The 24,337-nt window shown below is 36.1% G+C and carries 27 protein-coding genes and 1 tRNA gene; 15 read left to right on the forward strand and 13 right to left on the reverse strand.

All coding sequences use genetic code 11. The annotated features are described in order from the left end of the window. Positions 1-124: 124 nt before the first annotated feature. Together MHI58_RS05900 and MHI58_RS05905 are read left to right on the forward strand one after the other, a co-directional pair. Positions 125-197, forward strand: a tRNA-Val gene (locus tag MHI58_RS05900). A 671-nt stretch (positions 198-868) separates the two neighbouring features. Then, positions 869-1,450 (forward strand): hypothetical protein, encoded by a 582-nt coding sequence (locus MHI58_RS05905; RefSeq protein ID WP_234823324.1) that lies wholly within the window; start codon positions 869-871, stop codon positions 1,448-1,450. Between the two features lie 269 nt (positions 1,451-1,719). Here the strand turns inward: MHI58_RS05905 and MHI58_RS05910 are convergent, their stop codons facing one another. The 3 genes from MHI58_RS05910 to MHI58_RS05920 form a co-directional block, all read right to left on the reverse strand. Beyond that, a complete protein-coding gene (locus MHI58_RS05910) occupies positions 1,720-1,992 on the reverse strand; it encodes a hypothetical protein (RefSeq protein WP_024720144.1) in 273 nt (90 codons plus the stop codon). Between the two features lie 111 nt (positions 1,993-2,103). Then, complete coding sequence (locus MHI58_RS05915; RefSeq protein WP_024720145.1) at positions 2,104-2,427, reverse strand: hypothetical protein; 324 nt, start codon at positions 2,425-2,427, stop codon at positions 2,104-2,106. Between the two features lie 21 nt (positions 2,428-2,448). Then, positions 2,449-2,994, reverse strand: coding sequence for a hypothetical protein (locus tag MHI58_RS05920; RefSeq protein ID WP_113766962.1), 546 nt, complete (start codon positions 2,992-2,994; stop codon positions 2,449-2,451). Positions 2,995-4,005: 1,011 nt separating this feature from the next. On the opposite strand from MHI58_RS05920, the gene MHI58_RS05925 reads away from it, so the two are divergent. Together MHI58_RS05925 and MHI58_RS05930 are read left to right on the forward strand one after the other, a co-directional pair. Next, the gene (locus tag MHI58_RS05925) at positions 4,006-4,227 is read left to right on the forward strand and encodes a hypothetical protein (protein WP_056704928.1); all 222 of its coding nucleotides are present in this window, start codon (positions 4,006-4,008) and stop codon (positions 4,225-4,227) included. 136 nt (positions 4,228-4,363) lie between these two features. Then, on the forward strand, positions 4,364-4,588 hold the full coding sequence (locus MHI58_RS05930; protein WP_113766963.1) for a hypothetical protein: 225 nt from the start codon (positions 4,364-4,366) through the stop codon (positions 4,586-4,588). 401 nt (positions 4,589-4,989) lie between these two features. Here the strand turns inward: MHI58_RS05930 and MHI58_RS05935 are convergent, their stop codons facing one another. The 5 genes from MHI58_RS05935 to MHI58_RS05955 all read right to left on the reverse strand — a co-directional run bounded on the left by MHI58_RS05935 (position 4,990) and on the right by MHI58_RS05955 (position 10,011). Next, positions 4,990-5,934 carry an acetyl-CoA carboxylase carboxyltransferase subunit alpha gene (locus MHI58_RS05935; protein ID WP_113766965.1) on the reverse strand — a complete coding sequence of 315 codons (945 nt, stop codon included), beginning with the start codon at positions 5,932-5,934 and terminating at the stop codon, positions 4,990-4,992. Between the two features lie 32 nt (positions 5,935-5,966). Then, the gene (locus MHI58_RS05940) at positions 5,967-6,413 is read right to left on the reverse strand and encodes a MarR family winged helix-turn-helix transcriptional regulator (protein WP_008348375.1); all 447 of its coding nucleotides are present in this window, start codon (positions 6,411-6,413) and stop codon (positions 5,967-5,969) included. A gap of 781 nt (positions 6,414-7,194) precedes the next feature. Continuing rightward, positions 7,195-7,401, reverse strand: coding sequence for a hypothetical protein (locus MHI58_RS05945; protein WP_039168828.1), 207 nt, complete (start codon positions 7,399-7,401; stop codon positions 7,195-7,197). A 501-nt stretch (positions 7,402-7,902) separates the two neighbouring features. After that, on the reverse strand, positions 7,903-9,126 hold the full coding sequence (locus MHI58_RS05950; RefSeq protein WP_039168826.1) for an MFS transporter: 1,224 nt from the start codon (positions 9,124-9,126) through the stop codon (positions 7,903-7,905). Between the two features lie 87 nt (positions 9,127-9,213). Further along, complete coding sequence (locus MHI58_RS05955; protein ID WP_039168825.1) at positions 9,214-10,011, reverse strand: dihydrodipicolinate synthase family protein; 798 nt, start codon at positions 10,009-10,011, stop codon at positions 9,214-9,216. Positions 10,012-10,298: 287 nt separating this feature from the next. On the opposite strand from MHI58_RS05955, the gene MHI58_RS05960 reads away from it, so the two are divergent. The 6 genes from MHI58_RS05960 to MHI58_RS05985 all read left to right on the forward strand — a co-directional run bounded on the left by MHI58_RS05960 (position 10,299) and on the right by MHI58_RS05985 (position 15,382). Next, positions 10,299-11,213, forward strand: coding sequence for a LysR family transcriptional regulator (locus MHI58_RS05960; RefSeq protein ID WP_368004392.1), 915 nt, complete (start codon positions 10,299-10,301; stop codon positions 11,211-11,213). A gap of 119 nt (positions 11,214-11,332) precedes the next feature. Further along, the gene (locus MHI58_RS05965; RefSeq protein WP_039168820.1) at positions 11,333-12,163 is read left to right on the forward strand and encodes a sialate O-acetylesterase; all 831 of its coding nucleotides are present in this window, start codon (positions 11,333-11,335) and stop codon (positions 12,161-12,163) included. 127 nt (positions 12,164-12,290) lie between these two features. After that, complete coding sequence (gene catA, locus MHI58_RS05970; RefSeq protein ID WP_251210815.1) at positions 12,291-12,953, forward strand: type A chloramphenicol O-acetyltransferase; 663 nt, start codon at positions 12,291-12,293, stop codon at positions 12,951-12,953. A 206-nt stretch (positions 12,954-13,159) separates the two neighbouring features. Further along, on the forward strand, positions 13,160-14,278 hold the full coding sequence (locus tag MHI58_RS05975) for a tetratricopeptide repeat protein (protein WP_368004393.1): 1,119 nt from the start codon (positions 13,160-13,162) through the stop codon (positions 14,276-14,278). Continuing rightward, a complete protein-coding gene (locus tag MHI58_RS05980) occupies positions 14,268-14,441 on the forward strand; it encodes a hypothetical protein (protein ID WP_024720159.1) in 174 nt (57 codons plus the stop codon). The genes MHI58_RS05975 and MHI58_RS05980 overlap by 11 nt, the downstream gene beginning before the upstream one ends. A 110-nt stretch (positions 14,442-14,551) precedes the next feature. Then, positions 14,552-15,382, forward strand: a complete 831-nt coding sequence (locus MHI58_RS05985; protein WP_368004394.1) for an SMI1/KNR4 family protein — start codon at positions 14,552-14,554, stop codon at positions 15,380-15,382. A 41-nt stretch (positions 15,383-15,423) separates the two neighbouring features. On the opposite strand, the gene MHI58_RS05990 is transcribed toward MHI58_RS05985, so the two are convergent. Further along, positions 15,424-15,672: a DUF2651 family protein gene (locus tag MHI58_RS05990; RefSeq protein ID WP_368004395.1), complete on the reverse strand. Its 249-nt coding sequence runs from the start codon at positions 15,670-15,672 to the stop codon at positions 15,424-15,426. Positions 15,673-16,271: 599 nt separating this feature from the next. On the opposite strand from MHI58_RS05990, the gene MHI58_RS05995 reads away from it, so the two are divergent. Continuing rightward, entirely contained in the window at positions 16,272-17,168 is an 897-nt protein-coding gene (locus MHI58_RS05995; RefSeq protein ID WP_368004396.1) for a macrolide 2'-phosphotransferase, read from the forward strand. A gap of 42 nt (positions 17,169-17,210) precedes the next feature. Here MHI58_RS05995 and MHI58_RS06000 read toward each other — a convergent pair whose 3' ends face one another. Together MHI58_RS06000 and MHI58_RS06005 are read right to left on the reverse strand one after the other, a co-directional pair. Beyond that, positions 17,211-18,086 carry a LysR family transcriptional regulator gene (locus tag MHI58_RS06000; RefSeq protein WP_163116662.1) on the reverse strand — a complete coding sequence of 292 codons (876 nt, stop codon included), beginning with the start codon at positions 18,084-18,086 and terminating at the stop codon, positions 17,211-17,213. A 23-nt stretch (positions 18,087-18,109) separates the two neighbouring features. Further along, positions 18,110-18,808 carry an aspartate/glutamate racemase family protein gene (locus MHI58_RS06005; protein WP_159159564.1) on the reverse strand — a complete coding sequence of 233 codons (699 nt, stop codon included), beginning with the start codon at positions 18,806-18,808 and terminating at the stop codon, positions 18,110-18,112. A gap of 192 nt (positions 18,809-19,000) precedes the next feature. Between MHI58_RS06005 and MHI58_RS06010 the strand changes: the two genes are divergently transcribed. Further along, on the forward strand, positions 19,001-19,525 hold the full coding sequence (locus MHI58_RS06010) for a DinB family protein (RefSeq protein WP_159159565.1): 525 nt from the start codon (positions 19,001-19,003) through the stop codon (positions 19,523-19,525). Between the two features lie 4 nt (positions 19,526-19,529). Here the strand turns inward: MHI58_RS06010 and MHI58_RS06015 are convergent, their stop codons facing one another. Both MHI58_RS06015 and MHI58_RS06020 read right to left on the reverse strand, forming a co-directional pair. Continuing rightward, complete coding sequence (locus tag MHI58_RS06015; RefSeq protein ID WP_035700391.1) at positions 19,530-20,093, reverse strand: GNAT family N-acetyltransferase; 564 nt, start codon at positions 20,091-20,093, stop codon at positions 19,530-19,532. Positions 20,094-20,109: 16 nt separating this feature from the next. After that, a complete protein-coding gene (locus tag MHI58_RS06020; protein ID WP_019743043.1) occupies positions 20,110-21,015 on the reverse strand; it encodes a LysR family transcriptional regulator in 906 nt (301 codons plus the stop codon). A gap of 112 nt (positions 21,016-21,127) precedes the next feature. Between MHI58_RS06020 and MHI58_RS06025 the strand changes: the two genes are divergently transcribed. From MHI58_RS06025 to MHI58_RS06035, 3 genes are all read left to right on the forward strand, one after another. Next, on the forward strand, positions 21,128-22,288 hold the full coding sequence (locus MHI58_RS06025; protein ID WP_327861973.1) for an MFS transporter: 1,161 nt from the start codon (positions 21,128-21,130) through the stop codon (positions 22,286-22,288). 74 nt (positions 22,289-22,362) lie between these two features. Next, positions 22,363-22,800 (forward strand): GNAT family N-acetyltransferase, encoded by a 438-nt coding sequence (locus tag MHI58_RS06030; RefSeq protein WP_096881304.1) that lies wholly within the window; start codon positions 22,363-22,365, stop codon positions 22,798-22,800. Positions 22,801-22,904: 104 nt separating this feature from the next. Next, positions 22,905-24,038, forward strand: a complete 1,134-nt coding sequence (locus MHI58_RS06035; RefSeq protein ID WP_056407869.1) for a tetratricopeptide repeat protein — start codon at positions 22,905-22,907, stop codon at positions 24,036-24,038. Positions 24,039-24,337 lie beyond the last annotated feature (299 nt).

A 24,337-nucleotide genomic window follows, 5' to 3' on the forward strand; every position in this document is an offset into this window, starting at 1 on the left:
CAGTAAAAAGCCGGTATGGATACCGGCTTTGTTCCTTTTTTGAACAAAACCATTGACGACTGATCATGATGGTTATATAATAGAGACTGTCAGTAACAGAAAGCCCAGAACTGATACATAACCCGATTCCGTAGCTCAGCTGGGAGAGCGCTACCTTGACAGGGTAGAGGTCGCTGGTTCGAGCCCAGTCGGAATCATATGAAAAGACGTTGATACAGAGCCATTCTTGAGATAATCGAGAGTGGTTTTTGTATTTCTAAAAACAAAAAGGTAACATTAACAAATTAAAAGCCACACTGTATTTTTCAGTGTGGTCAATTTAATATGTGATCAATTTGATCGGCTCTCTGTTGGAAAGAGGCTTCAAATGCTCTTGGTGTTGTCGTTAAGGGTAATACTACTGGACAAAAAATCGATCGTTTTAAGTATTTGAAGTGTCAGTGACTAGAATTTTACCAACAATTATTCAGTGAATATGAACGTTGATAAAATGGTTGCTAATGAAAAAGGGGGCTAATAATGCACTGCAAGCAATTTGCCAGGGATTAAAGCAAATGAAAGGTAAGGTCTAATAGGTGTATAGACCGTATTCTATATACCTGTTTTTTGTTTGTTTTTTCCAAGATTTTGAGAGATAATTGAAATTGAAAGTTTTTGTTTTCATCGAGAGTTAAAGAAGATATAGGAATTTTTATGAAATCATTCTTTTAAATAAAAAAGGTGTGGAACTTTGTGGACTGGTATACGCTTATAATAGTTATTAATTGTTTATCAGCATTTTTTACAATTGCTTTGACTTTGTTTAAATCAAAACTTACACTTGTGCCATTGTTTAATACAGGGTTGGTATAACGTTTGGACAGTTTCCATGATTAGCATAAGTTTAATTCTTTTATTTGTATTTGACTCAGTGAAAAAATATGCGGAAGTTGAATTTTATTGCGCCCAAGCATCAGCTCTGTTTGGAGGTACTCCTACTACAAAAGATATAATCAAGTTTGTTACTGAAAACCGAGAACCTAAAGCTATAAAACCATTACTTTTTGCTAAAGGAATCCGAACAATTGCAAAGAACGGAGAACAATATTTAGTTACGAACGACTTGCTTTTTGCAGCCGGAAATTTACATATAGGACTTAGCTATGATTATTTAAAATGTATTACCTTATTGATCGATGTAAAAAGGTTTTTTGATTTAAGTGAGTCATATGAAAGCATTTCTGATAAGTTAGCTGTTACTGCTATGAACGGAGTGCAACTTAACCAATTTGAAGAAGCTTTCATAATCTATAAAGAAAAAGTGATACTAAACCAGAACAATTTTTTTGATTTTTTAAGTGCTTTGATTTCTCTAATGCAGAAAGGTGAAAGACCACAAAAAGCAGGGGAAAGTTTAGCTTATATAATGAATAGCTTTGCTGAAATTACAACCGATGGAAATAACATATAATTTGTAAAATGATAAGAAACACATAAATGTTATGTATCTAAATAAAAGAAGTATTTTGAAGATAGTGGAGAGGGATTAATATGAAAGTATCTTTAAATGATGTTAGACCAGGAATGTGAGAAAAAGAACCCTATAATTTTGGGGTTCTTTTTTATTTTTAGACTTTTTTATATTTGTACATTAGATGTGAGGCGAAATCATATAACTCTTTTGTAGCCATACCCTCTTTAAAGAATTTTTCCACTTCTGGTGTTACCTGTGTAGTGATTCTATAGTTCGCGATTGCTTCTTTTCTCTTCTTTGGCTTGTTTTTTTGCTGTTCGCTCATATTCATCACCCTCATTATATTTAGATTCCATAAGTGCTTCTTTTATAATTATGTTTGCTAATTCTTGATAGAATTCTTCTTCTGTCAGTGTTCCATAAACTTGGGGGAATATTGCTATGGAGTAGGGTTTTCCTGGGAATGTTAATGTCTCTGTCATATTCTTCTTGGCATGTTCAAAAATTTCTTTCCAATTTCCTCTATTAGTTTTGGCCACAATATAACTCCTATAATTGAATTTATTAAATTAATAATAAGGAGAATGGAGGAGGGGGTCTATATTATATGTAAATGATGGTAATTAAAAAAGACCTTCAAGAGAAGGCCGTCAATTGAATTTCTTTTTTAATCCATCCATCATATCTGCATCATAAAAAGATTGTAAAAGCTCGTCCACATTGATTTTTTTATCCTTCTTGCTTAGAAATTGATTTATGATCTCTTCATATTCTTCTCTAGTATTTCCTTCAATATCTGAAAGGTTTAATTCTTCACCAAAGTGTCTAATGAACGCTGTCCTTGTTATATCATATGCCTTTTTGTTTTCTTCTTCACAGGTGCAAAATGCTCCTGAGAGAGTGATGAGGAATTGAACGTCTTCATCGTCTAAACCATTGGCTTTTTGGAACTGAATGAATTGATTTTGTGACATATATAGTCACCATCCTTTTATCTAAAGTATGAGTAAATCAGCAGTGAGAACGATGTATTCAACAACAAGTCCGATTGTATCAGCTACACCTGAGTCTATATGTTTTTTAAGCTCTGCAGAAACAACCTTTCGAGCCCTACCAGCTGCATTTTTTGGAGTATCAATAATTTTTTCTAATTCTTTAATGATCTTGTTTGCATTTTTGACAGTACCATTTACAGCTTCCTTTCCAAAACGTTGCTGTAAAACCCATTTTGCCCAGTCGTTATTCACTAAGCCTTTAATTACTTTGATTGCTGCTTTAATAGCCGCACCCTTAGGGCCATTTGTAGTAGCAAGTGGATCATTGTTAGCATTCTCAATAGCTTTAAATGCTTGAAGCAAGGCTTCTTGTTTTTCTAATGGTACATCTCTTAAAGCAAGTTGTTTTTGTAGCTCAGTAGGATTGAAAGTTACTGCCAAATCTTCTTTCTGTTCGATCTTTTCTGCTGCATATGTAGCTGTTGAGGGAATGAAAACTGCTGCTGATATGAGAACTAGCAACATCTTAACAAAAAACTTTTTCATTGGAATACTTCCTTTCTAATCATTTTTCAATAGTGAGGATATCACAGAAGAGAATTGATTTTACATAAATTAGAATAAATGGGCTTTAAATCACATGCTGTTTGTCTTTGTTTAATTCGATGTGTTACTAATTTCTTGCATCTTGAAAAGGGCATATTTACGCATGAAAAAACCATCTACACATCAATGTGAGTGGCTATTGTCTATCTAATTTATCTAATTTTTTATTTATTTGATTGAATTCATTCTTTACATCATCAATGAATTCAATAATATTGTATTCAATTTCTTTTTAGATGTAAGGTTAATAGATGAGTTACTATTTGTAACAATCATGAGCACATTAGGGTTATTCCTACTGCTCATGATCGTCATTTCTAGCTGATTAGAAAAGTGTTGGCGCACTATCTAATCTGATTGGTTGGTACGCGCCCGTGATACCAGCCCATTCTAACTTAATTTAGTTTATATTCAATAGGTCGTGCATTTTACAAGGCAAGTAAAGTTTACCTCACCTAACTAAATAGAATTAGTCTATACTCCTAGATCAAGGTGTTGTCTTTAGTGATGCCATTTTTAAGGATAAGACTGTCGTGGAATGTGCTAACACTTTAAACTTAAAAGGGTAGTGACTCAGCCGATGCGATAAATGAGGATAGGATACCACTGTGCTTCACTATTTGCACATGTATCTGAAAGGCGAAAGCTGCCATTAAGTGCTGTACGAAGGATGGGTGTATCGTTTCTGAAGATGCAGGACAAGCCACAAGTATCAAAACTCAAACTTGAGGGTTGAGAAACTGTTCGGGACACTTGACACAGTCGTGCAGTATTACAAAGGGAGTAGTTTTAACCTACAGTGGGGATCTCATAAATACCTACCGTCATTTAAAATGACATCAGCTTATGTCAAAACGCATATTTGCGTTCAGTCGTTTAAAACTATGATATTCTTTCCATTCAATCTAAATTCCCTGTATAATTAAGGAAAATTAATTAGGAGGATTAAAAGTGAAGGTTCTTAGATTTGAATATGAGAATAATAGATTTGAATTACACACAATGTTTATAGACGATATTTCAAACATGAAAGATAATGATATTCAAAGAGATATGTTGTTTAAGAGTAAAAATATAGTTAAAGCTGCTTTGGGCTTTGAAGGATATTTGAAAGTAGAAAGCTTTTCGACTTATGAAGAAACCAACTCTGTATATTGCTCATATACGTTTTGAAAGGATAACAAGATAAGAAGCGATTAGAACGTGAGTTAGATGAAGCTAAGAATATGGATCACGATGAATTGATTGAAGATTAATTATTAACTCATGTTATCATAGAAGAAAATGGATTATGGGGGATTGTCAATAAATGCTCAAATCAAAATTAATTGTTTGGACTTTTATCATTGCGACTGGATTCTATATGCTCATATGTATATGGAACATTGCTGTATTTCCAGATAAGACATGGACAGATTACGCAGGACAGATTTTGATTGTAGTTTTTGGAAGTATGGTGAATGGTTTAATCGCTGCATTCTTTATGTACGCAGCAGCTATGTTAGTGAAATATATTAATGGTGATAAAGCTTAAAACAGGTGTATAAAAAGGTAACATTTTTTTCGGTTTTTAAAAAATACTAAGGAACACCAGAGGATATTGGTGATACTCACAGTATGCCATATATCTACCTTGACAGGATAGAGGTCGCTGGTTTGAGCCCAGTCGGAATCATCGTTGAAACCCTTGCCTAGCAAGGGTTTTTTGATTGTCGGTAACAAATGTTTGTTCTGTTTCTTTTGATTGGGGACGAATTGGGAACGAATTTTATCCATTAGATTGTTTCTCAGTATTTTTAGAATCAAAAAATCCCTTTTCCATACAGATCACACACTTTTAATAGTAACAGCATATCCAGTTTAAGAGGTTACTTACAAAATATTTAGAACTTTTTAGTAAGAATCCTCAGAAATGTAATACGGTTTTAAGTATTTTCATTTATAATTCTCTATTTGTCTATACTTTTCATATCGCTGTTGTATAAGCTCTTCCGAGGATAATCGTATCAATTTTTTAAGAGATGATTCGATTGCAGATTCAATCAATTTTGCTTGTGATTTTATATCATTTTGTGCTCCACCCTTAATTTCAGGAATGATTTCATCAATAATTCCTAAATGCTTTAAATCTTTTGCTGAAATTTTCATATGTTCAGCAGCTTCTGGAGCATACTTAGCATCCTTCCATAGGATAGATGCTGCTCCTTCTGGCGAAATGACCGAGTACCATGAATACTCTAACATATGGATATGGTTACCGACACTAATACCAAGAGCTCCACCACTTGATGCCTCTCCAATTACAATACAAACAATTGGCACTTTAAGTGTAGCCATTTCCAATAGATTTCGAGCTATCGCTTCAGAAATTCCACGTTCTTCAGACCCTTTGCCTGGATAGGCGCCAATTGTATCAATAAATGTAATAATAGGGCGATTAAATTTATCAGCTTGTTTCATCAGTCTTAGCGCTTTTCTATATCCTTCTGGATGTGACATTCCAAAATTTCTTTCTATATTTTCCTTTGTACTTCTCCCTCTTTGATGACCAATAACCGTAACGGGCATCCCTTTAAATTTTGCAATACCACCTATCATTGCTTGATCATCACCATATAATCGATCACCATGAAGTTCTAGAAAGTTTGTAAACAATAAAGGTATATAGTCCAATGTCGTGGGCCGGTTACGTAGCCTTGCAATTTGAACTCGCTGAAAAGGTGTAATATTAGAATAAATTTCATCTTGCATTTTATTTAAACGTTTTTCTAATACATGGATTTCTGATGATAAATCTACATTATGTTCTTCCATCATTTTCTTTAATTCATCAAATTTCTCTTTTAATTCAATAATAGGACGTTCAAAATCCAAACTCATTTTATCCTCCAAAGGGTATGATTTACCTCACTCTAATCAAAAGACTTAGAAATAGAATCAATAAATAATTCAAAACCATCCACAACTATTTTTTGTTCTGATTCTGATAAATTATTGAGGATACGTTGATAAAATGTAAGGGATTGTTCTCTTAAGCGATTAACAGTAATGTGGCCTTTTTCTGTGAGGTGCAGAAAAAGTTCTCTTCTGTTTTTTTCATTTACTTCACGATAAACAAGTCCCTTTTTTACTAACTTATCTACCAATCTACTTACAGTTGAAGTCTCTAATCTAAGTTTATTGGATAGTTGCCAAACAGTTAATTTTTCCATCTCTATTTCCTCTAACGCCATCATTTGAGAAGTTGGTAGAGGTTTTTCAAATGGTCCATTGGGCAAATTTTGAGATTCAAAAACCCCAGTTATTATAATCATTTTCTTAATATCTGATCTTAGTTTTAAGGCATCTTCTCTTTTCAAAAAGGTCACCCTCCTAAAATTCATGTATGATACATTAATTGTATTATACATGAATATGTTTTTTTCACAAGTTTAACGTAAGCCAATATTAAAATAAGGATGAGATATTTCTACTTGTTAAAATGGTATAAAGCGATTTATTTTATTAATATAAATGAGAAGCAGTTGCCCGAGGTCTTTCAGTATTTAGAGCAGAAACAGTGTTTCGCTTATGCTGAAGCATGCTATATAGTATATGCAGATGAGTATGAGAAACAAGGTCGATTTGAAGAAACTACGGCTGCTTATCAAAAGGTATTAGAAACACATCTCAAAACGTATAGGCAAAATTAAAACAGACCATGCAGGGTCTGTTTTTTTTATGGGGACGGATTGGGGACGAACCCTTTCAGTTTTCTTCAGAAATGCACATTTTTTATCAGAAAGGCTCATCATAGAATCTTATTAAATCAGTCTTTTTAAGAGAACATCTGGTAGCTTCGGATAAGGTCATTCACATTGACGGGGAGAGATCGCTAGTTCGAACCCAGTCGGAATCATATGAAAAGATGTTGATACAGAGCCATTCTTGAGATAGTCGAGAGTGGCTTTTGTGTTTCTAAAACAAAAAAACATTAGTGAAATAAAAAACCACACTGTATTTTTCAGTGTGGTCAATTTAAGATACGACAGATGAGCCATTTAACAATACAATAGTTTCATAGTGTGATTAAGATCATAAAACCGTATTTTGGTAACCTTATCTCTGCTATTGAAGGGCTCATTATCCTGTTTTTCATAGCTACACCTTCGAAGAGTCATCAATCTTTCTTTTTTTGTAGTCTTTTATTAAGCTTGAAACAGTTAAACCAATTACACCAAAAGCTACTACATAAAATAAAATGTTTGTTACAGGTGTATCAATTTTTCCTAAAATCAATACAATAGCGATAAGAGAGGCGGGTAAAGTAATAAACAAACCTTTTGATGCCTTATTTTCCTGTGTCACTAACCAAGCACCTCCTTATTGTTTCAGCATTGTGTTTTAGTTCATTTTAAAAAACGAACAACATGATGGTTCTAGCAACCCACCATGCTGCATTTTCACTTCCATTCACTTTAAGAGCGCCTGTATAGTGTTCAAGAGTGATCTGCAGAAGGTGTGAATAAAAAAAGAAATTCCTGCAACAGTGGATAATATTAAACCTTTTGAAAGTTTTTATCATAATGAATATGTATGCATATTGGTTTCCATCTCTAATGGATGTTATCATTTGTAAAAAATGAAGTAAATAGGTTATTTGTTATAGGGGTTGAACGGTCCTTGACAGGGGAGAGGTTGCTGGATCGAGTTTAGCCGGAATCATCAAAAAAACCTTGCTTAGCAAGGGTTTTTTGACAACAGATATTTGTTTTATTTTTTTGAAAAGGGACGAATTGGGGAAGAAGTTACTAACTCAAAAACCTTTACGATGCATGTGTCATAAAAATTCTTAATGAATGTTACCATTTATTTAGCAGAAGTAACATATACGTTCTTACCAGAATTCACACCAGTAATTAAAATAATGACTGAAATGAAGATGAGCATGAACAGAGGAACAGTCCAATGATAAGTAATGTCATGTAACCAGCCGAATAAAATAGGTCCTATCGCTGCTAATAGATAGCCTAAAGACTGTGCCATACCAGATAATTCTGCTGCTTCTTGTGTATCTTTGGTGCGTAAACTAAAAAACATCATGGCTAAGCTAAAGGCCATTCCAATGCCAATCCCAATCATTATCATCCACAGAGGTATAAGGAATGACACGCCAAATAAAATGCCCATTAAACCAACAACAAGCAAGAGAAATGAAATCCATACTAATATCTGTTGTTTGCTAAAACGTCCAGCTAAAATAGGTACAATAAAAGTAACAGGAAGCATTGAAAGTTGCATCAATGACAGCATCCATCCACCTTCATTAGCATTTAACCCTTTAGTTTCAAGAATTTCAGGTATCCATGAAATGACCGTGAAAAATACGAAGGACTGAGTCCCCATAAACAATGTAACATTCCACGCTAGCTTAGAACGCCAAAGACTGATAGGTCTTTTCTTATTCTCTTTTCGAAAAAAATCCAAAGATTCTTGGTTGTTCCTTAGTTTTGGTACCCAAAATATCATGGTAAGAAGAGTTAAGATTCCCCAGCAGCCCAGGGAACCTGACCATCCGAAACCTAATGATGAAGAAATGGGGGCGCTAATCCCTGAACCAATAGCGCCAAATAAATTCATAGAAACAGCATATAGGCCTGTCATCAAACCTAATTTGGTTGCAAAATGATGTTTAATGAAGCTAGGTAATAAAACATTACAAATCGCGATTGAAGAACCGATGATAATGGTTCCTATAAATAACGTGTCCACTCTCCCAAAAGAACGTATTCCAATTCCAACTAATAATAATGTTATCGACATAAACAGTAAGAATTCCATGCTGAAACGGCGAGTGATCTTGGGGGCAAAAGGAGAAAACAATGCGAATGTGAGTAAAATGGCTGTAGGAATTGTACCAGCTAATGTGTTAGAGATACCAAGATCATCACGAATGGAAGACAATACTGGACCGACTGATGTAATTGGGGCCCTAAGATTTGCTGCAATTAGAATAACACCAACAACAGTTAATATCTTTTTATTTGTCTGCATACTCGATTTTTTCTTTTGCTCTGTTTGCGGAATACTCATGGCAGCTATAGACTCCTCCAAATCTTTTGTGACGAATTGGGACAAGCTGGATGAAAGGATTTGAACCTGCTTGCAATGAAATAATATTTATCGAATTGGAGAACGACAACTACCTACCTTTATGCCTAAAGCATTGTAATGGTTTTTAATATTTACAATCGCGTGTCCACGTGTCACCTCATCGATTAGTTGATTTATTTTTTGAAGATTCACAGGCTTATTTGCAACTAAGTCACTAAAAAATGTTTGAATCTCTTTTGGATAAACATTTCCTACCATACTAGAAAGCCCGTTACATCCGTTTAATATTTTTTCAATGAGGTTTACGTCCCCTCCAGCGAACATGATAAAGTCATCTGGTAAAGTTGTATTTTTCAGGCGCCTAACATCACTCTCTTCTTTCATCCCAACCAAATGAGAGTGTTTTTGATTCACAAGAGTGTGAAATGAGTCAGCGCTCAATTCAAACCCCGTGCGCAAAGGATTATTATAAAGAACAACATGTTTTGTGGTTTGCTCTAACAATTCATTCATATAAGATATCGCTTGTTCCTGAGTTGGTCGGATATAAGGAGGAAATTGAATGAGAATCGAGTCGAAAACTGAATCCTCGAGACTTTCAATCAACTTTATTGCATTTTTTGTCGTTGTAGCTGATACACCAAACATTAGTTCAACATGTTTAAAGTCTTGCTGATTAAAAAAATCAATAATTTGTATCCTTTCTTCAATACTCATTGAGTTTTGTTCACCTGTAGTTGCAGATACGAGTAGTGAATCAATACCATTTTCAGCTAAATATTCAACGATTGGTTTAAATCCATCCAAGTACAGACTTTCATCTTCATGAAAGGGGGTTGGAATCGCTACATTTAAATTCTTCAATTTTTTAACCTCCAACATTAAAATTTTTATCAGGTATAAAAAATGTTACTTGTTCTCGTTATATCGACTGACCTCCTTTACATGGTTTGAAGGAATTATTTGTGCATGTAAGTCTAGCCTTCATGTAATAGTCTAAGACACTTATTTTTATAGAACAATTCAATTATTTATATAATAACTATAGTTTGTACCTATGGTTTTATTTGTATAATAATGTATATTAGATGTTAATATTAAAAAAATCATATAGTTGGTTCTTGTGAAAATTTCTAATTAGGAGTCGAAGAATGGAATTAAAACAATTAGAGTATTTTTATGCAATGTGTCAAGAACTACATTTTACAAAAGCTGCAGAAAAGGTTGGAATATCTCAACCATCTTTGAGCCAGCAAATCAAACTTTTAGAGCATGAAATTGGAACACCTTTGTTTGATCGTATTGGTAAGAAAACGACTCTTACTGAATCAGGAAAACTCCTATTAAAATATACTCGCAATATTTTTCACGAAATTGAACAAGCAAAAATATCGATTAATGAATTAAATGGGCTTCAAAGAGGATCAATCTCAATTGGGACATTGCTAACAGTAGAGAACTACCTTATTCCACCGGCATTATTTAAATTTCATCAGCAATATCCAGCTGTGAAAATTTCTGTACTAGGTCTCCGTACTGGGGATATTCAAAAACACTTAATAGAAAATAGGGTGGACTTAGGGATTGTGTTTTTACCAATGAAAGAGGATGAATTTGAAACAATCTCTTTATACACGGAAGATATGGCTTTTGCAGTACCTGTTAAACACCCCCTGGCACAAAGTGAAAAGTTGGGGTTAGAAGTATTAGAAGAAACTGCTTCAATTTTGTTTCCTGAGCAATTTTACATCAGACAGTTTATCAACAAGAGTTGTAAAGAAATTGGTTTTCTACCCAATCCTATTTTTGAAGTAACAACTATGCAGTCATTAATTAATATGGTGGTAGATGGCATAGGGATAACGGTCTTACCGACTCCTTATCTTGAATACTTAAACGAACCTCAATTAAAGATTATTCCTATAAAGAACGCTAATCTGATTAGAAGTGTAGGAATAGTTTATAGGAAGGACAAACATCTAGGAGCAGCCATTCACATTTCCATTGATATATTAAAAGAGATTGCTTTTGATTTGAACTATGTTTATGAATCGAGAAAGAAGTAATAGTTTTTAAGGGAATTTCAAGAGAGTGTTGAAATTCAAGAAATCACAGAGCAAGGGTAAACTGATAACGTTCAGGCAAATACATTTTTGATAAAATATTTAGTGGAGGGGGGAAAGGTATGAAGTCATTTTTACTAATTGGACAATCAAATATGGCGGGGCGAGGCTTTAAGCATGAAGTGCCGCCAATTTATAATGAAAGAATCATGATGTTGCGAAACGGTAGATGGCAAATGATGACTGAGCCCATCCATTTTGATAGACCGGTAGCTGGCGTAGGACTAGCGGCTTCTTTTGCGGAGGCTTGGTGTAAAGAGCATGAGAGAGAGAAGATTGGTCTTATCCCATGTGCCGAAGGTGGCAGTTCCATTGATGAGTGGTCACGAGATGGGGCATTATTTCGTCATGCAATAAATGAAGCTACATTTGCAAAGGAAGATAGCGAATTGGCCGGGATATTATGGCATCAAGGAGAAAGTGACAGCCAAGATGGAAAATACAAAGAATACGATGAAAAAATACGAAGATTATTTCATGAGCTAAGAACTGAATTATCTGTACCTAACATTCCGCTTGTGATAGGTGGTTTGGGCGATTTCTTAGGAAAGACAGCATTTGGCGCAGGATGTGTGGAATATCAACTGATCAATGAGGTACTACAAAAATATGCAAATCATCATGAAAATTGTTATTATGTTACTGCGAAAGGCCTTATACCTAATCCGGACGGAATTCACATCAATGCGATGTCCCAGAGAATATTTGGGATAAGATACTATGAAGCATGTCGAAAAAAAGAACATATACATGAACCATTACCAAATGAACATGAGTTAGTGAATGAATTTCATAATAGGATGAATACCTCAGCGGAGAAAACATATATAGCACTAGAAAAATTCACGTTGGGCAAGATGACTTACGAAGAGTTGCTGCAGGCTTTAACGTAGGCAAAGCTCATGGTAGTCTTTGAATAGACAGAAACATGATATATCTTTTGAAAGGATGATAGTGGTGGTAAAAACAGATAAAGCTTCCTCCTGAATACAAGCAATTACATTCAGGAGGAGATAAAAAATGTTTAAACAAATAGATGAAAATTATCCGAGAAAAGAGCACTTTCATCATTATATGACGGTAACCCGATGCTCATATAGTCTGGTGATCGATCTAGACATCACAAAATTGTATGCAATATTAAAAGAAAAAAGGCTGAAAGTATATCCTGTGCAAATTTATTTGTTAGCAAGAGCTGTGCAGCAAATTCCTGAGTTTCGGATGGATCAAGTGAACGATGCACTTGGTTACTGGGAGATTCTCCATCCTAGTTATACGATTTTAAATAAAGAAACAAAGACATTTTCAAGTATCTGGACGCCTTATGACGAAAACTTTGCTCGGTTTTATAAAAGCTGTGTAGCGGACATGGACACTTACAGCAAAAGTAATAACCTATTTCCGAAACCTCATATGCCAGAAAACATGTTCAATATTTCAAGTCTGCCGTGGATTGATTTTACTTCTTTTAACCTTAATGTATCTACAGATATAACTTATTTACTACCAATATTTACGTTAGGTCAATTTAAGATGAAAGAAGAAAAAATCACCTTGCCAGTCGCGATTCAAGTCCATCATGCTGTTTGTGATGGCTATCATGTCGGTCAATATGTGGAATATTTGAGGTGGCTTATTGAACATTGTGAAGAGTGGTTAAATGATTCAATGCAAATTACCTGAAGACAAAAGGTGTTCTCATGAAAATCTAGAAGATGAAGGCAGACTGAAATGAGTCTGCCTTTTTGTTTTGTGATGAGAATAAAAATGTTCCAAAGGTTTACTAAGGCTATATTTGTTCTTTTTGCGGTTTCTTTTCGGTGCTTTGTAAATTCTTGTATGTGATAATAAATGTCATATAAGGGAGTTCAGTGGAAGGGGGATAAGGGATGGAGAAAGTTCTTTCTTCACATGTAGGTGTGAAAATCAATGAATGGTATAAAATGATTCGGCAATTCAGTGTACCTGATGCAGAGATTTTGAAAGCTGAGGTCGAACGAGAAATTGAACGAATGGAAGAGGATCAAGATCTGCTCATTTATTATCAATTGATGTGTTTTCGCCATCAGCTTATGCTCGATTATATTAAACCTTCAGAAAAACGATCGCCTTCTGTTTCTGAATTGGTTGATAAAATTGAGAATTCTAATCATCAACTTTCCGGTATGTTGCAATATTACAATGCTTTTTTTAGAGGAATGCATGAATTTAGTAAGAAAGAATATGTACAGGCTATTCAATATTACAAGATCGCTGAAAGGCAGCTTGCACTGGTTGTCGATGATATTGAGCAAGCGGAGTTTCACTTCAAGGTGGCTGAGGCCTACTATATTATGAAGCAAACGCATGTGTCTATGCATCACATCATAAAGGCACTAGATATTTATAAAGAACATGAGCAGTATAAAGTTCGCCAAATTCAAAGTCTAATTGTCATTGCAGGAAATTATGATGATTTCATGAGATATGAAAAATCGTTGCAACATTTAAAGACTGCTTATTCAATTGCTGTGGGCGCAAACGATCAACGTTTAGTAGCAAAAACATTATTAAATATTGGTAATACATATGATAGGCAATCAAAGTATACAGAGGCAATAAAGCATTATAAAGAAGTGTTAGATGTCATTTCTTCGGAAAAAAGTGACATAAAGCCAATCACTCTATTTAGTTTGTGTTGGTCGCTGTACAAGTCTAATCAAACTGATGAAGCGGATCTGCTCGTTGAAGATGGACTTATATATTCCTCAAAGGTAAATGATTCGCTAAGTGTCTTGTTATTTAAAGCATTAAAAGCTATTTATATGGATACTAATGAACAAGCTTTGAAAGAAGTGTTTGATATTTTTGAAGAAAAGAAACTACATGTCTATGTGGAAGCATTTGCTCAAAGTGTCGGGTTATTTTATGAAAAAAAAGGGGACTTTGAAAAAGCTGCCGAATATTACAGAAAGGCTCTTAAGGCTCAAAATGATATTCAAAAAGGAGAGTGTCTGTATGATTATTAAAAAATTACTAATCATTTTATCCATTGTATTGTTAAGTGTTTCAACAGCAGAAACTTTAAAAATCATTGAAACGAAATCAATTCGGAATACAACAATGGAGGAACAAAAATCATATCGAAACACGACTATGATTGATCGAAATACAACCTCTGAAAACGTATAGACAAGATTAAAACAGACTTTAAGAGTCTGTTTTTTTATGAAGTAGAATGAGTAAATGAACAGTTGGTCAATGTTATACTTATCTCAGATAGATACGAGGAGGCATCCACTTTGAAATCATTCTGGGAGAAAGATGATGAGAGTCCTTTTACGTTAGAAAAGATAGATGAGGAACAAATTCGTGAAGCAGAGGGAACGCTTGGTGTCACTTTACCTGATACATACAAAAAACTCATTTTAGAATGGAATGGTGGTTTTACAGTTCGTAATGCTTTTCCAACCGAACGGCCGAATTCATGGGCAGAGGATCATGTTCAATTCGACCATCTAAGAGGAATCGCCAAAGATGATGGAATTATGAATAGCGGTCAGTTAAGTGATGAATTGGAGCTGCCCGAGGGACTTATTTTCATCAGCGGGGAAGAAGATACATGGATCGCCATGGATTACCGAGAAACGAAAGAACATCCTCCTATTCACTATTTCGATTTAGAGCTGGAAGTAGATTTTAAGCTGGCAGATAGTTTCGATGAATTTGTTGAGCGGTTATATACAGCTGACGACGCCATGGTTGAAGTAATAGAGATTGAGGAGGAAGCTTCGGATTTATATATCAGTAAAGAAGAGCTTGAACACATTTTTGAGAGAGGAGACCTTCGTCAGCAGAATCTCTTCAAAATAGCGCATTATCCGATGGAAGACATTGAAGAGATCGCATGGTTTTTCATGCGCATGAAACATTGCATCAAACAGATAAAAGATCAACATGTCTTGTATGAAACAGCTACTGCTATTCACTCCAACCTTCTGTTAAACCCAGATATGCCAAGGAATGACCGTATCAATCAAGAGCTGCAAGAAATGGCTGAATTTCTAGAAAATAGTGGAGATCCGAATATCGCCTTTTTGGGAGGGGACATTCATCCAGTGAAAGAACGATAGTGAAAGATGAAAAGCCCTTTCTAGGGCTTTTCGAATGTAGTTTATGATCTCTTTTTATTTAAAATTTTCATAATGAATAATGCTATATATGAAGCAATGAATGAGCCCAAAGTGTAAATAACAGCCCAGCCAAAGAAAGAGACATTAAAAAGTGTAAATGTCAGAATGAGCAAAATGATAAAGCTCACAACTGGCATGAAATAAACCTTTTGTACAAACAATGTGACGATTAATGAAGCGATCAAAATACTTACTGGAAGCAAGCCGAATGCGAATTCTAAATGAGTCATATCCATTCTCCTTTTAAAAATGACTTAGCTACATTTGATTTGTTCTCATTGTCTCTCATACACTCAAAATTCATAGTACATCGGGTTTTTGAGTTTAATAAATTATATTAGACAGAAGAATCAATAGCCATATCATAACACAGAAAAATGAAATTATTTCATTTTATGTAATTTAAAGGATGTTTGATGATTTTAAATCCTTCTTTTTGTCATCTTATTGAAAGCCATATTTAAATAAAGTATAGTAAATTTATATGATAAAGAGGAGGATGGTTAAAGATGATGCATTCAGGAAGATTACGCCAGAAAACTTTGAACAATCAGTAATTTCATATGTTCAAAGGCTCTGTTTTCATCAAACGGAGTAAACGGGGTAGTCTGCACATTTTTAATGATCTTCAGCGGGAAAGTATGCAATTTCACTAGAAAAGAGGCAGCTAATCGATCTGTCTTTTTTTTGTATGTTTTTTATGATGCAAAGAAAGGCATATGTCTAGCTTTGTTTACTCTGACCACATAAAGTAGCCTGTTTGTGGGTTTTGTGATGATATTCTTGGTGCCTATTGATCATGACTAAATGAGCAATTGGAGGAATGGATATGAACAGACTGGAATTAAAGCAGTTAGTCAAACATCACGGATTAGAGATTTTAGAGAATACCATCAAAATAAATGAATCAGGTGTGGATTTCCGTGTCGCTCACGTCGAAGATTTACATGGTGATCAATGGATATTAAGAATGCCTCGCAGGCCTGAATCAATGAAACATACCTTACAAGAAAAAAAGACATTAGATTACATTAGTAATCAGGTTCACTTTCAGGTTCCTAAGTGGTCTATCTTTACAGAAAATCTGATTGCTTATAAACAATTAGAGGGGGTACCGGCAGCTAGTATTGATGTGGAACAGCAATCTTATGTGTGGAGTTTTGACCAAACGAATGTACCGCAAGCTTATTATGAATCATTAGGAAGAGTTTTAGCGAATGTACATTCTTTAGATCAACAGCCTTTTAAAACGATCGGTGTGGAGATGATCGGTGCACATGAATTAAGAGGATCAATGAAACAGCGAATGGAACGTGTCAAATCGCAATACACCATTAACAGCGGTTTATGGGAGCGTTGGCAAGAATGGCTAGCTAAAGATTCTTTATGGCCGCCTTTTGTGGGAGTGAAGCATGGAGATTTGCATCCTGGCCACATTCTGATTGATGAAAATCAATGTGTTACCGGTGTGATTGATTGGTCTGAAGTGGGGATTGGTGATGTATCTGCCGACTTTTTGTCGCATCAACTTCTCTTTGGGAAAGAAGGATTAACGAAACTTATCCATGCGTATGAAAAAGCAGGCGGGAGAACTTGGTCAGGAATGGATGAACATATAATAGAACTTCTGACGACAAGTGCGATCACTGTGGCCGAGTACGCACAGAGATCAGGATTGAAAGATATGCATGAATCTGCCGAATACATGTTGGCAAACGAAAGCTGATCAATCAGAACGAATCCAAAAAAGCCCCAAAAAGGGCTTTTTTTAATCTAATTCATGAAAAAACTGTTTGAGCTGATCAATGAAAACGGATTTGGATTTTCCTTTTTTATAAATGAACTCGATATTGATGTTGAAATCGATGGATGGATCGATTGAAATTTGTTTTAATGTTCCTTGTTTTACTTCATTTCTAACACAATGATGAGGAAGAAACGATAGTCCCATTCCTTGCATCACCAAATTTTTTGCAGTTTCCATATGATCAACCTCAATGGAAATGTTCGGTGTGATGTTGTTTTTTTGAAATAATCGGTGGAGCATCAACCAATCAAATGACCCATAGTCAAAGAAAATAAAAGGTTGTTCTTCTAGTTCATTCATATTGATGTTGTCATGGCTGGCAAGAGGGTGATGAGTTGGGACGAACAGCCCGATTGGATCGCTGAAAATCGGGATTGATTCAATTTGAGGATGTGTTTCAGTCCTGACAATGCCAAAGTCTACTTGGTTGTTAATCACTTTTTGGACAACATCCTTTGAATGTCCTGTTACAATTTTCACTTTCAGGTTTTCGTATTTTTCTTTTAGGGCGGGCAATATGTTAGGCAATAGATTATTGGAAATAGAGGATGCGCATCCAATCGTCAATTCATAAGGGATCATCGTTTGTTTAAGACTATGCTTTGCTTCTTGATAAGAATGGAGAATCTTTTTGGCATGAGGGTAAAACTGTTCACCTTTTTCCGTCAGAGATAATTTATTTCTCTGTCTATCAAATAATTTCAGATCTAATTCTTTTTCTAACGATTGAATACGTGCCGATACAGAAGGCTGGGTTAAATACAGTGCTTCTGCAGCTTTATTGATACTGCCTAGCTGGCATACATAAATAAACGCTTCTATATTCTCAATATTCATGTTATCCCCTTATATGACGTTCTTTAAATGTTTAGCTTTTCAAGCTCATACACTAATTTTACAGCTTCTTTCGCCAAAATGACAGTAGGGTCAATCACTTTCACAGCTTTGGTTGACCTTAGAACTAAAGGAATTTCTGTACAGCCGGCAATGATGGCTTCTGCTCCTTGATTGATTAAAATTTCTGCAGCTAACACCAGTTCACTTTCGCCTTTACTCAATTTCCCTGCTTTCACGGCATAAATCCCATTCATCACGTTTTTCTGAAGATTTTCACTAGGAGTCATGACATCAATCTTGTGATGGGCACAAGCCTTTTGATAGAGCTGGGTTTTTAATGTGCCATCAGTACATAGTAAGCCCACAGACGTATAGTGATGTTTGTTCAGGTGCTTTGCGGTTTCTAATGGCATATTCATGATAGGGATATGAATGGATTGTTGTACGTTTTCTAAAAAGAAGTGAGCGGTATTGCATGCAATCAGAATAAAGTCCGCTCCTGCGCGTTCTAATCTTTTAGCTGATGCAATCATATATTCTGTAGGATCTTCGCCTTTCCCAAATATGGCATTGGTTCTATCAGGGATTTGCGGATAATTATCAGCAATCACATGGAGATGATCCTGATCTTTAATAGCTGGTGTATGAGAGATAATTTTTTTCATCAGATCAATCGTCGCTAAAGGGCCCATACCACCCATAATCCCAATCGTTGTAGACATCACTATCACCACATTTCATTTTTTTCTATTATAAAAAAAGAAAGGATGGTGAGTGTTATAGAAAAGTTCTATTTGTATATAGAAAGTTGATCAAAAGCGCCTTTTATTTTCTTCTTTATCTGTTTTGCGGTATGAGTTGCAATCTAATTAAAAAACATTAGAATAAAGAAAAATTGATAAAGGAGCAGCCATATGAATTTCAATTTGAATGAAGCTTTAGATATGTTGAGTCGAACTCCTCGTACATTAGAAAGTCTTTTGTCAGGTTTATCGAAGGATTGGCTGCACAGTCGTGAAGGGGAGGGAACGTGGAATCCCGTTGAAGTCATTGAACATTTGATTGAAGCAGAGAAATTCAACTGGATTCCCCGATTAAATGTCATTCTTGCTGATGGAGAGAATACCCCATTTCCTGCATTTGACCGCTACTCCCATTTGAATCAAACTGAAAGACAGATAGAACAAGCACTAGCGGAGCTTCATCATGTGCGGATGGAGAATGTGGCATACATTCAGCGTATGACACATTCAAGTCTTGATCTAGAGAAAAAGGGCGTCCATCCAGAATTCGGCGTCGTGCAAGTGCGCGAATTACTTTCTGCGTGGGTTGTCCATGATTTCACCCATATTTCCCAAATTGTTCGGGTCATGGCGGAACGATATCGAACCGATGTAGGACCGTGGAGCGCTTATTTAGGGATTTTGAATAGGAAATAAATGATTAATGACGCTTCGCGGCCCACTCGGATTGAAGAATCGCATATTGATACTCATCGACCCAATGTCCTTTTGACATATAATTTTGTAGCAAATGTCCTTCGCGTCTCATGTCTAAACGTTCCAGCACTCGAATAGATTTTTCGTTTCGTACATCTGTAAAGGCAATGATTTTATGCTTGTTCAGTGTAGTGAAAATATATTCGATCATTGAATTCAAGGCTTCATGAATATAGCCCTTTCCTTGAAATTCAGGCGCGAGTGTAAATCCTATTTCAACGATTCTAGGCTCGCTGCCGAGTGTATGAATGGCGCAATCTCCTATCAGCTGATTGGATTCAGATAAGGCAATCGCATATTGAAACCACGTCCCTGGTTGATTAGGTTGTTGCGTCATTTGGTGTTGTACAAATGATTCAGCGTCTTCGTGCGTGTAGTTTTCCCAGGATTGAAATGTGGCAATAGAGGGATTTGATCGGTATTGATAAAATGCTTCAATATCCTGCTGATCAAACTGACGAATCACAACCCGGTTTGTTCTTGTAAATATGCTGTTTGCATTCTTCATGTGTTACCCTCACTTTTTAGTTTGTTCTTGATTTAAAAAAGTCTATTAGCCATTCAGATAGCTGTTTTTGCGCTTTGGTCACAAATCGATCGGCATAATACGTTAATTCAAGATGCCGAACAGGAGCAGGAGCAGAAATAGGGATAGAGACAATATTAGGCCATGCTGAATGTTGCTTTAACAGCCCTCTTGGCTGGATGGTGGCGCCGATACCGGCTTCAACCAGCTGCAATAATGAAGTGGCAGACCCAACATCCATGACCGTGTCCAATTCAAAACCGTGTTCTTTACATACGTCATCGACCAAATCTCTTCCTAGATAGCCTTTTGGATACATGACCAGTGCATGTTTTGTCAGCTCTTTTAGCGTCACTTCACGCCTTTTTGCCAGTTCACTGTCTGAATGAACAAACAATTCGTAGGGCTCATCGCCAAGTGGAATTTGAATCAGGCGTTTATCCGCAGGCCCGCGCAGCCCAATTCCGATATCGACTTTATGTGAGAGCACCTCGTCACGAACAAAGATGGTCGAAAAAGCCTTTAGGTTGATCTCTGGATACAGCGTTTTAAATTCTACAAAAAGCGGAACAAGCTGAAAGTCAAGATCAGAGGGGAGGACGGCAAGCCGAACAGTGCCCCGCTGTTCAGATAACAGTTCTTTCATAGCATTTTTGGCATCTCGTTCAGCCTGAAGCATTTTCATGCCATATTGATAAAGAAGCGTACCAGCTTCAGTTGCAACTACTTTTTTACCGATTCGGTCAAAAAGCGGCATCCCAACTTCAGCTTCAAGCAGCTGAATCTGTTGGCTTAATGTAGGCTGTGATATACCTAGTTGCTCTGCAGCCTTTGTGAAATGTAAATGATCGAATACAGCCATAAAATAGGTAATGTGACGAGTATCCATATGCCATCCTTTCATTAATGATAGTATTTTCCTATCATCATAATACGAATTATTGTATTGATCAATGAATGAAGCGGATTTATACTCATAGTAACCTCAACAAGATGAGAGAGGAAGAAGAGTATTGATAAAAAAAATATTTTATTTAGCTGCTTTATTTTTAGCTGCCTTAAACTTGCGCCCAATCATTACATCCGTAGCTTCTATGATGAGCATGATTCAATCAGACCTTGGCGTTAGTGCACTCACGGCAAGTCTTTTAACCACTTTGCCGGTCTTGTGCATGGGAGTGTTTGCCCCTGTAGCAACGAAACTAAGCCGCCGGTTTGGATTAGAGAGAACTCTTTTTTTCTCGATTTTTCTTATCACAATTGCGACTGGACTGCGTGGTACAAGTCAAACGGTTACCATCCTTCTTACGACTGCTTTTGCAGGAGGAGTTGGAATTAGTTTTGCCGGACCATTGTTGTCTAGTTTTATTAAAAAGTATTTCCCGAAAAGTCCTGGGATTGTCAGTGTGTACTCTATATCGATGACAGTTGGAGCTGCACTTGCTTCGGGCTTGACCATTCCGATTTACCTTCGCAGTGAGCATAACCTTCCACTTGCGTTATCCTGCTGGGCGGTTTTAGGCGTTATTGCACTGATTTTATGGCTCGGTCTAGCTCGTCAAAACCAACAAGCGGATCATGCAGATGTGCCGCTGAGATTACCGCTGCGAAACAAAAAAGCCATTCAATTCACCTTGTTCTTTGGCTTTATGTCTAGCATGTTCTATTCGTTAACAGCGTGGATTTCACCCATTGCGCTTGATTTTGGGAATAGTCCGCAGTATGCCGCCATGCTGCTTACGATATTTACACTCATTCAGATTCCGGTGGCATTACTCGTTCCAAACATCGTCAATCGTCTAGGAAAGCCGAAATTATTTCTGATCTTATGCAGTTTGTCAGAGCTGATTGGCCTCATATTCCTTCTACTGCCAATGCCGATCCTGCCAGCTGTTATTTTTCTAGGGATTGGAGCAGGTGGATTATTTCCTTTGGCGCTTATGTTGCCTATTATTGAAACGCGTACGCCAGAAGAAGCCGGTACATGGTCAGCGATGTCACAGATGGGCGGGTACATCATGGGAGGATTTGGTCCATTTTTAATCGGTTTGATTTTCGATATCAGCGGACATTTTCAAGCTGCTATTTTCGCAATGCTCGCCATCGTGATGCTGATGATTGGTGTTCAGTTATCTATGAAGTTAGGGGGAAAACGTGAAGAAGGATCCAGCTCATAATTTTACTCGCTGGAAGCATTTCGGTCATTATGTCTAGAGGCTGCCCTATTTAATTGGAAATTGGAGGGATTCACATGCTTATACGAGAAGCAAAAACGATCGACTATCCACAATTAAGAGACATTTATTTCGAATCCCGCCGGCAAAGTTTTCACTGGCTCCATACGGAAGAAATAAATCTGCATGATTTTGATCAGGATACCCAGGAGGAACAAATTTTTTTAGTCGAGAAGAACAATAAAATCCTTGGTTTCATTTCTCTCTATGTACCAGATCGTTTTATTCATCTCTTGTTTGTCCATCCAAATGCGGCTGGTCAAGGGGCTGGAGATCTATTGCTTCAACATGCTATAGAAGTTCTAGGAACACCGGTCACCCTCAAATGCGTCTCCGAAAATCACAAGGCTTTATCTTTCTATCACAAAAGAGGTTGGAAAGCAGTGGTAGAAGAAGGAGAACCGGGGGCGGAATACTGGGTTCTTGTTTATGAAGAAAGATCATTTATGTTTTAGCTCCTTTACAAGGGGCTTTTTTGCGGTTTATTTTCGGTGTCGAAAGGTTTATGAAATGATAATATATGTCATTATAGGGAAAATAGAGGGAGGAGTAGGGGTGGATGAAAAAAGTACTTTCTTCTCACGTCGGCTTGAAAATCAATGAATGGTATTATCATATTCAAAGATTTAATGTTCCTGATGCCGAGGCGTATAAAGAAGAAATCAAATCGATGCTTGATGATATGGAAGAAAATCAGGATTTATTATTATATTTCTCACTCATGGAGTTCAGACATAAATTAATGCTAGATTACTTGGATCCTTTAGAAAATGGGAAAGAACGAGCGAACTTCAGGGAACTTGCAGTGAAGATAAAAAAAGATCAAGAGAAATTAACAGGATTGCTAGAATATTACTTCAATTTTTTCTACGGCATGTATGAATTTGAGAAATACGAATACTTAAATGCGATTACCTTCTATAAGCGGGCAGAAAAAAAGTTAACCCTTGTAAGTGACGATATTGAACGTGCCGAGTTCAATTACAAAATGGCTGAAATCTATTACCACATGAAACAAACCCACATGTCCATGCACCATATCGCACAGGCGATAGAATGTTACCGAGAAAAAGATACATACACAGTTAGAGAAATTCAATGTTCTTTTGTCATTGGCTTAAACTATATCGATATGGGCTGTCCCGAAAAAGCCATTCCACATTTTGAACGCGCACTAGAACAAGTTGCCGATCACTCAACAAAAAGATTAGAAGGGTCAGCGCTCTATAATTTAGGGTTGAGCTATTTTCATCATGGTGACCTAGCACAAGCAATTATTCACTTTAATGACTCGATTCGAGCATTTAAAGAGCGGGGCTACGAGCATTTAAATCGGATTTTAGACCCTCTCGTGATGTTGTCAAAAGCCTATTTTAAAAAGAACGAACAGGATTTAGGTACGTATGCTTTGCATAGCGGAATAGAACTATCTGAAAAACTGAAAGATCATGTGCTGTTACGTATCTTTACGTTTTTAAAATCACTATACGTTGACAACAATTTTGAACAACTAGAACAAATTTCAGAATGGTTAGAGATGAAGTCCATGTATCCTGACCTTGAAGACTTAGCAAAAGATGCCGCAAAATATTATAATGAATTGGGAGATAAAGACAAGGCAATGCTGTTTTATGAAAAAATTCTTTATTTCCAAGTTCAAGTAAAGCGGGGTGACTGTCTATATGAAATTTAAAACTGTATCCATTGTATTCGTGGTGATGAGTGTGATAAGTGTTGTGAGTTATTTCACATCTGAAGTTACAGCAAGTCATGATGAAGCTAGGAGAGGTCATACAGCAAGTATCGGTTATTCTGCTTAGTAAAAGGCCCTTAAAGGGCTTTTTACTTTAAAATGGAATTTATGCAATGGATAAAGTATATTTTTCACATAAAATATACTGAGGAAGAAGTAAAATGACAATGTTAAAACCCAAATGATTTCGAAGGATTTTCATTATATTCTTTGCTTTAACCTTTATGATTAGCCTGTTA

Source organism: Bacillus sp. FSL K6-2869, assembly GCF_040869405.1.
Lineage (GTDB): Bacteria > Bacillota > Bacilli > Bacillales > Bacillaceae > Bacillus > Bacillus altitudinis.

What these genes read in the sequence shown, in the direction of transcription:
- MHI58_RS05905 (WP_234823324.1), top strand. Translation starts at nt 869, where the DNA reads ATGATTAGCATAAGTTTAATTCTTTTATTTGTATTTGACTCAGTGAAA.
- MHI58_RS05915 (WP_024720145.1), bottom strand. Translation starts at nt 2,427, where the DNA reads ATGTCACAAAATCAATTCATTCAGTTCCAAAAAGCCAATGGTTTAGAC.
- MHI58_RS05920 (WP_113766962.1), bottom strand. Translation starts at nt 2,994, where the DNA reads ATGAAAAAGTTTTTTGTTAAGATGTTGCTAGTTCTCATATCAGCAGCA.
- MHI58_RS05930 (WP_113766963.1), top strand. Translation starts at nt 4,364, where the DNA reads ATGCTCAAATCAAAATTAATTGTTTGGACTTTTATCATTGCGACTGGA.
- MHI58_RS05935 (WP_113766965.1), bottom strand. Translation starts at nt 5,934, where the DNA reads ATGAGTTTGGATTTTGAACGTCCTATTATTGAATTAAAAGAGAAATTT.
- MHI58_RS05950 (WP_039168826.1), bottom strand. Translation starts at nt 9,126, where the DNA reads ATGAGTATTCCGCAAACAGAGCAAAAGAAAAAATCGAGTATGCAGACA.
- MHI58_RS05960 (WP_368004392.1), top strand. Translation starts at nt 10,299, where the DNA reads ATGGAATTAAAACAATTAGAGTATTTTTATGCAATGTGTCAAGAACTA.
- MHI58_RS05965 (WP_039168820.1), top strand. Translation starts at nt 11,333, where the DNA reads ATGAAGTCATTTTTACTAATTGGACAATCAAATATGGCGGGGCGAGGC.
- catA (WP_251210815.1), top strand. Translation starts at nt 12,291, where the DNA reads ATGTTTAAACAAATAGATGAAAATTATCCGAGAAAAGAGCACTTTCAT.
- MHI58_RS05975 (WP_368004393.1), top strand. Translation starts at nt 13,160, where the DNA reads ATGGAGAAAGTTCTTTCTTCACATGTAGGTGTGAAAATCAATGAATGG.
- MHI58_RS05980 (WP_024720159.1), top strand. Translation starts at nt 14,268, where the DNA reads ATGATTATTAAAAAATTACTAATCATTTTATCCATTGTATTGTTAAGT.
- MHI58_RS05990 (WP_368004395.1), bottom strand. Translation starts at nt 15,672, where the DNA reads ATGACTCATTTAGAATTCGCATTCGGCTTGCTTCCAGTAAGTATTTTG.
- MHI58_RS05995 (WP_368004396.1), top strand. Translation starts at nt 16,272, where the DNA reads ATGAACAGACTGGAATTAAAGCAGTTAGTCAAACATCACGGATTAGAG.
- MHI58_RS06000 (WP_163116662.1), bottom strand. Translation starts at nt 18,086, where the DNA reads ATGAATATTGAGAATATAGAAGCGTTTATTTATGTATGCCAGCTAGGC.
- MHI58_RS06005 (WP_159159564.1), bottom strand. Translation starts at nt 18,808, where the DNA reads ATGTCTACAACGATTGGGATTATGGGTGGTATGGGCCCTTTAGCGACG.
- MHI58_RS06010 (WP_159159565.1), top strand. Translation starts at nt 19,001, where the DNA reads ATGAATTTCAATTTGAATGAAGCTTTAGATATGTTGAGTCGAACTCCT.
- MHI58_RS06015 (WP_035700391.1), bottom strand. Translation starts at nt 20,093, where the DNA reads ATGAAGAATGCAAACAGCATATTTACAAGAACAAACCGGGTTGTGATT.
- MHI58_RS06020 (WP_019743043.1), bottom strand. Translation starts at nt 21,015, where the DNA reads ATGAAAGGATGGCATATGGATACTCGTCACATTACCTATTTTATGGCT.
- MHI58_RS06030 (WP_096881304.1), top strand. Translation starts at nt 22,363, where the DNA reads ATGCTTATACGAGAAGCAAAAACGATCGACTATCCACAATTAAGAGAC.
- MHI58_RS06035 (WP_056407869.1), top strand. Translation starts at nt 22,905, where the DNA reads ATGAAAAAAGTACTTTCTTCTCACGTCGGCTTGAAAATCAATGAATGG.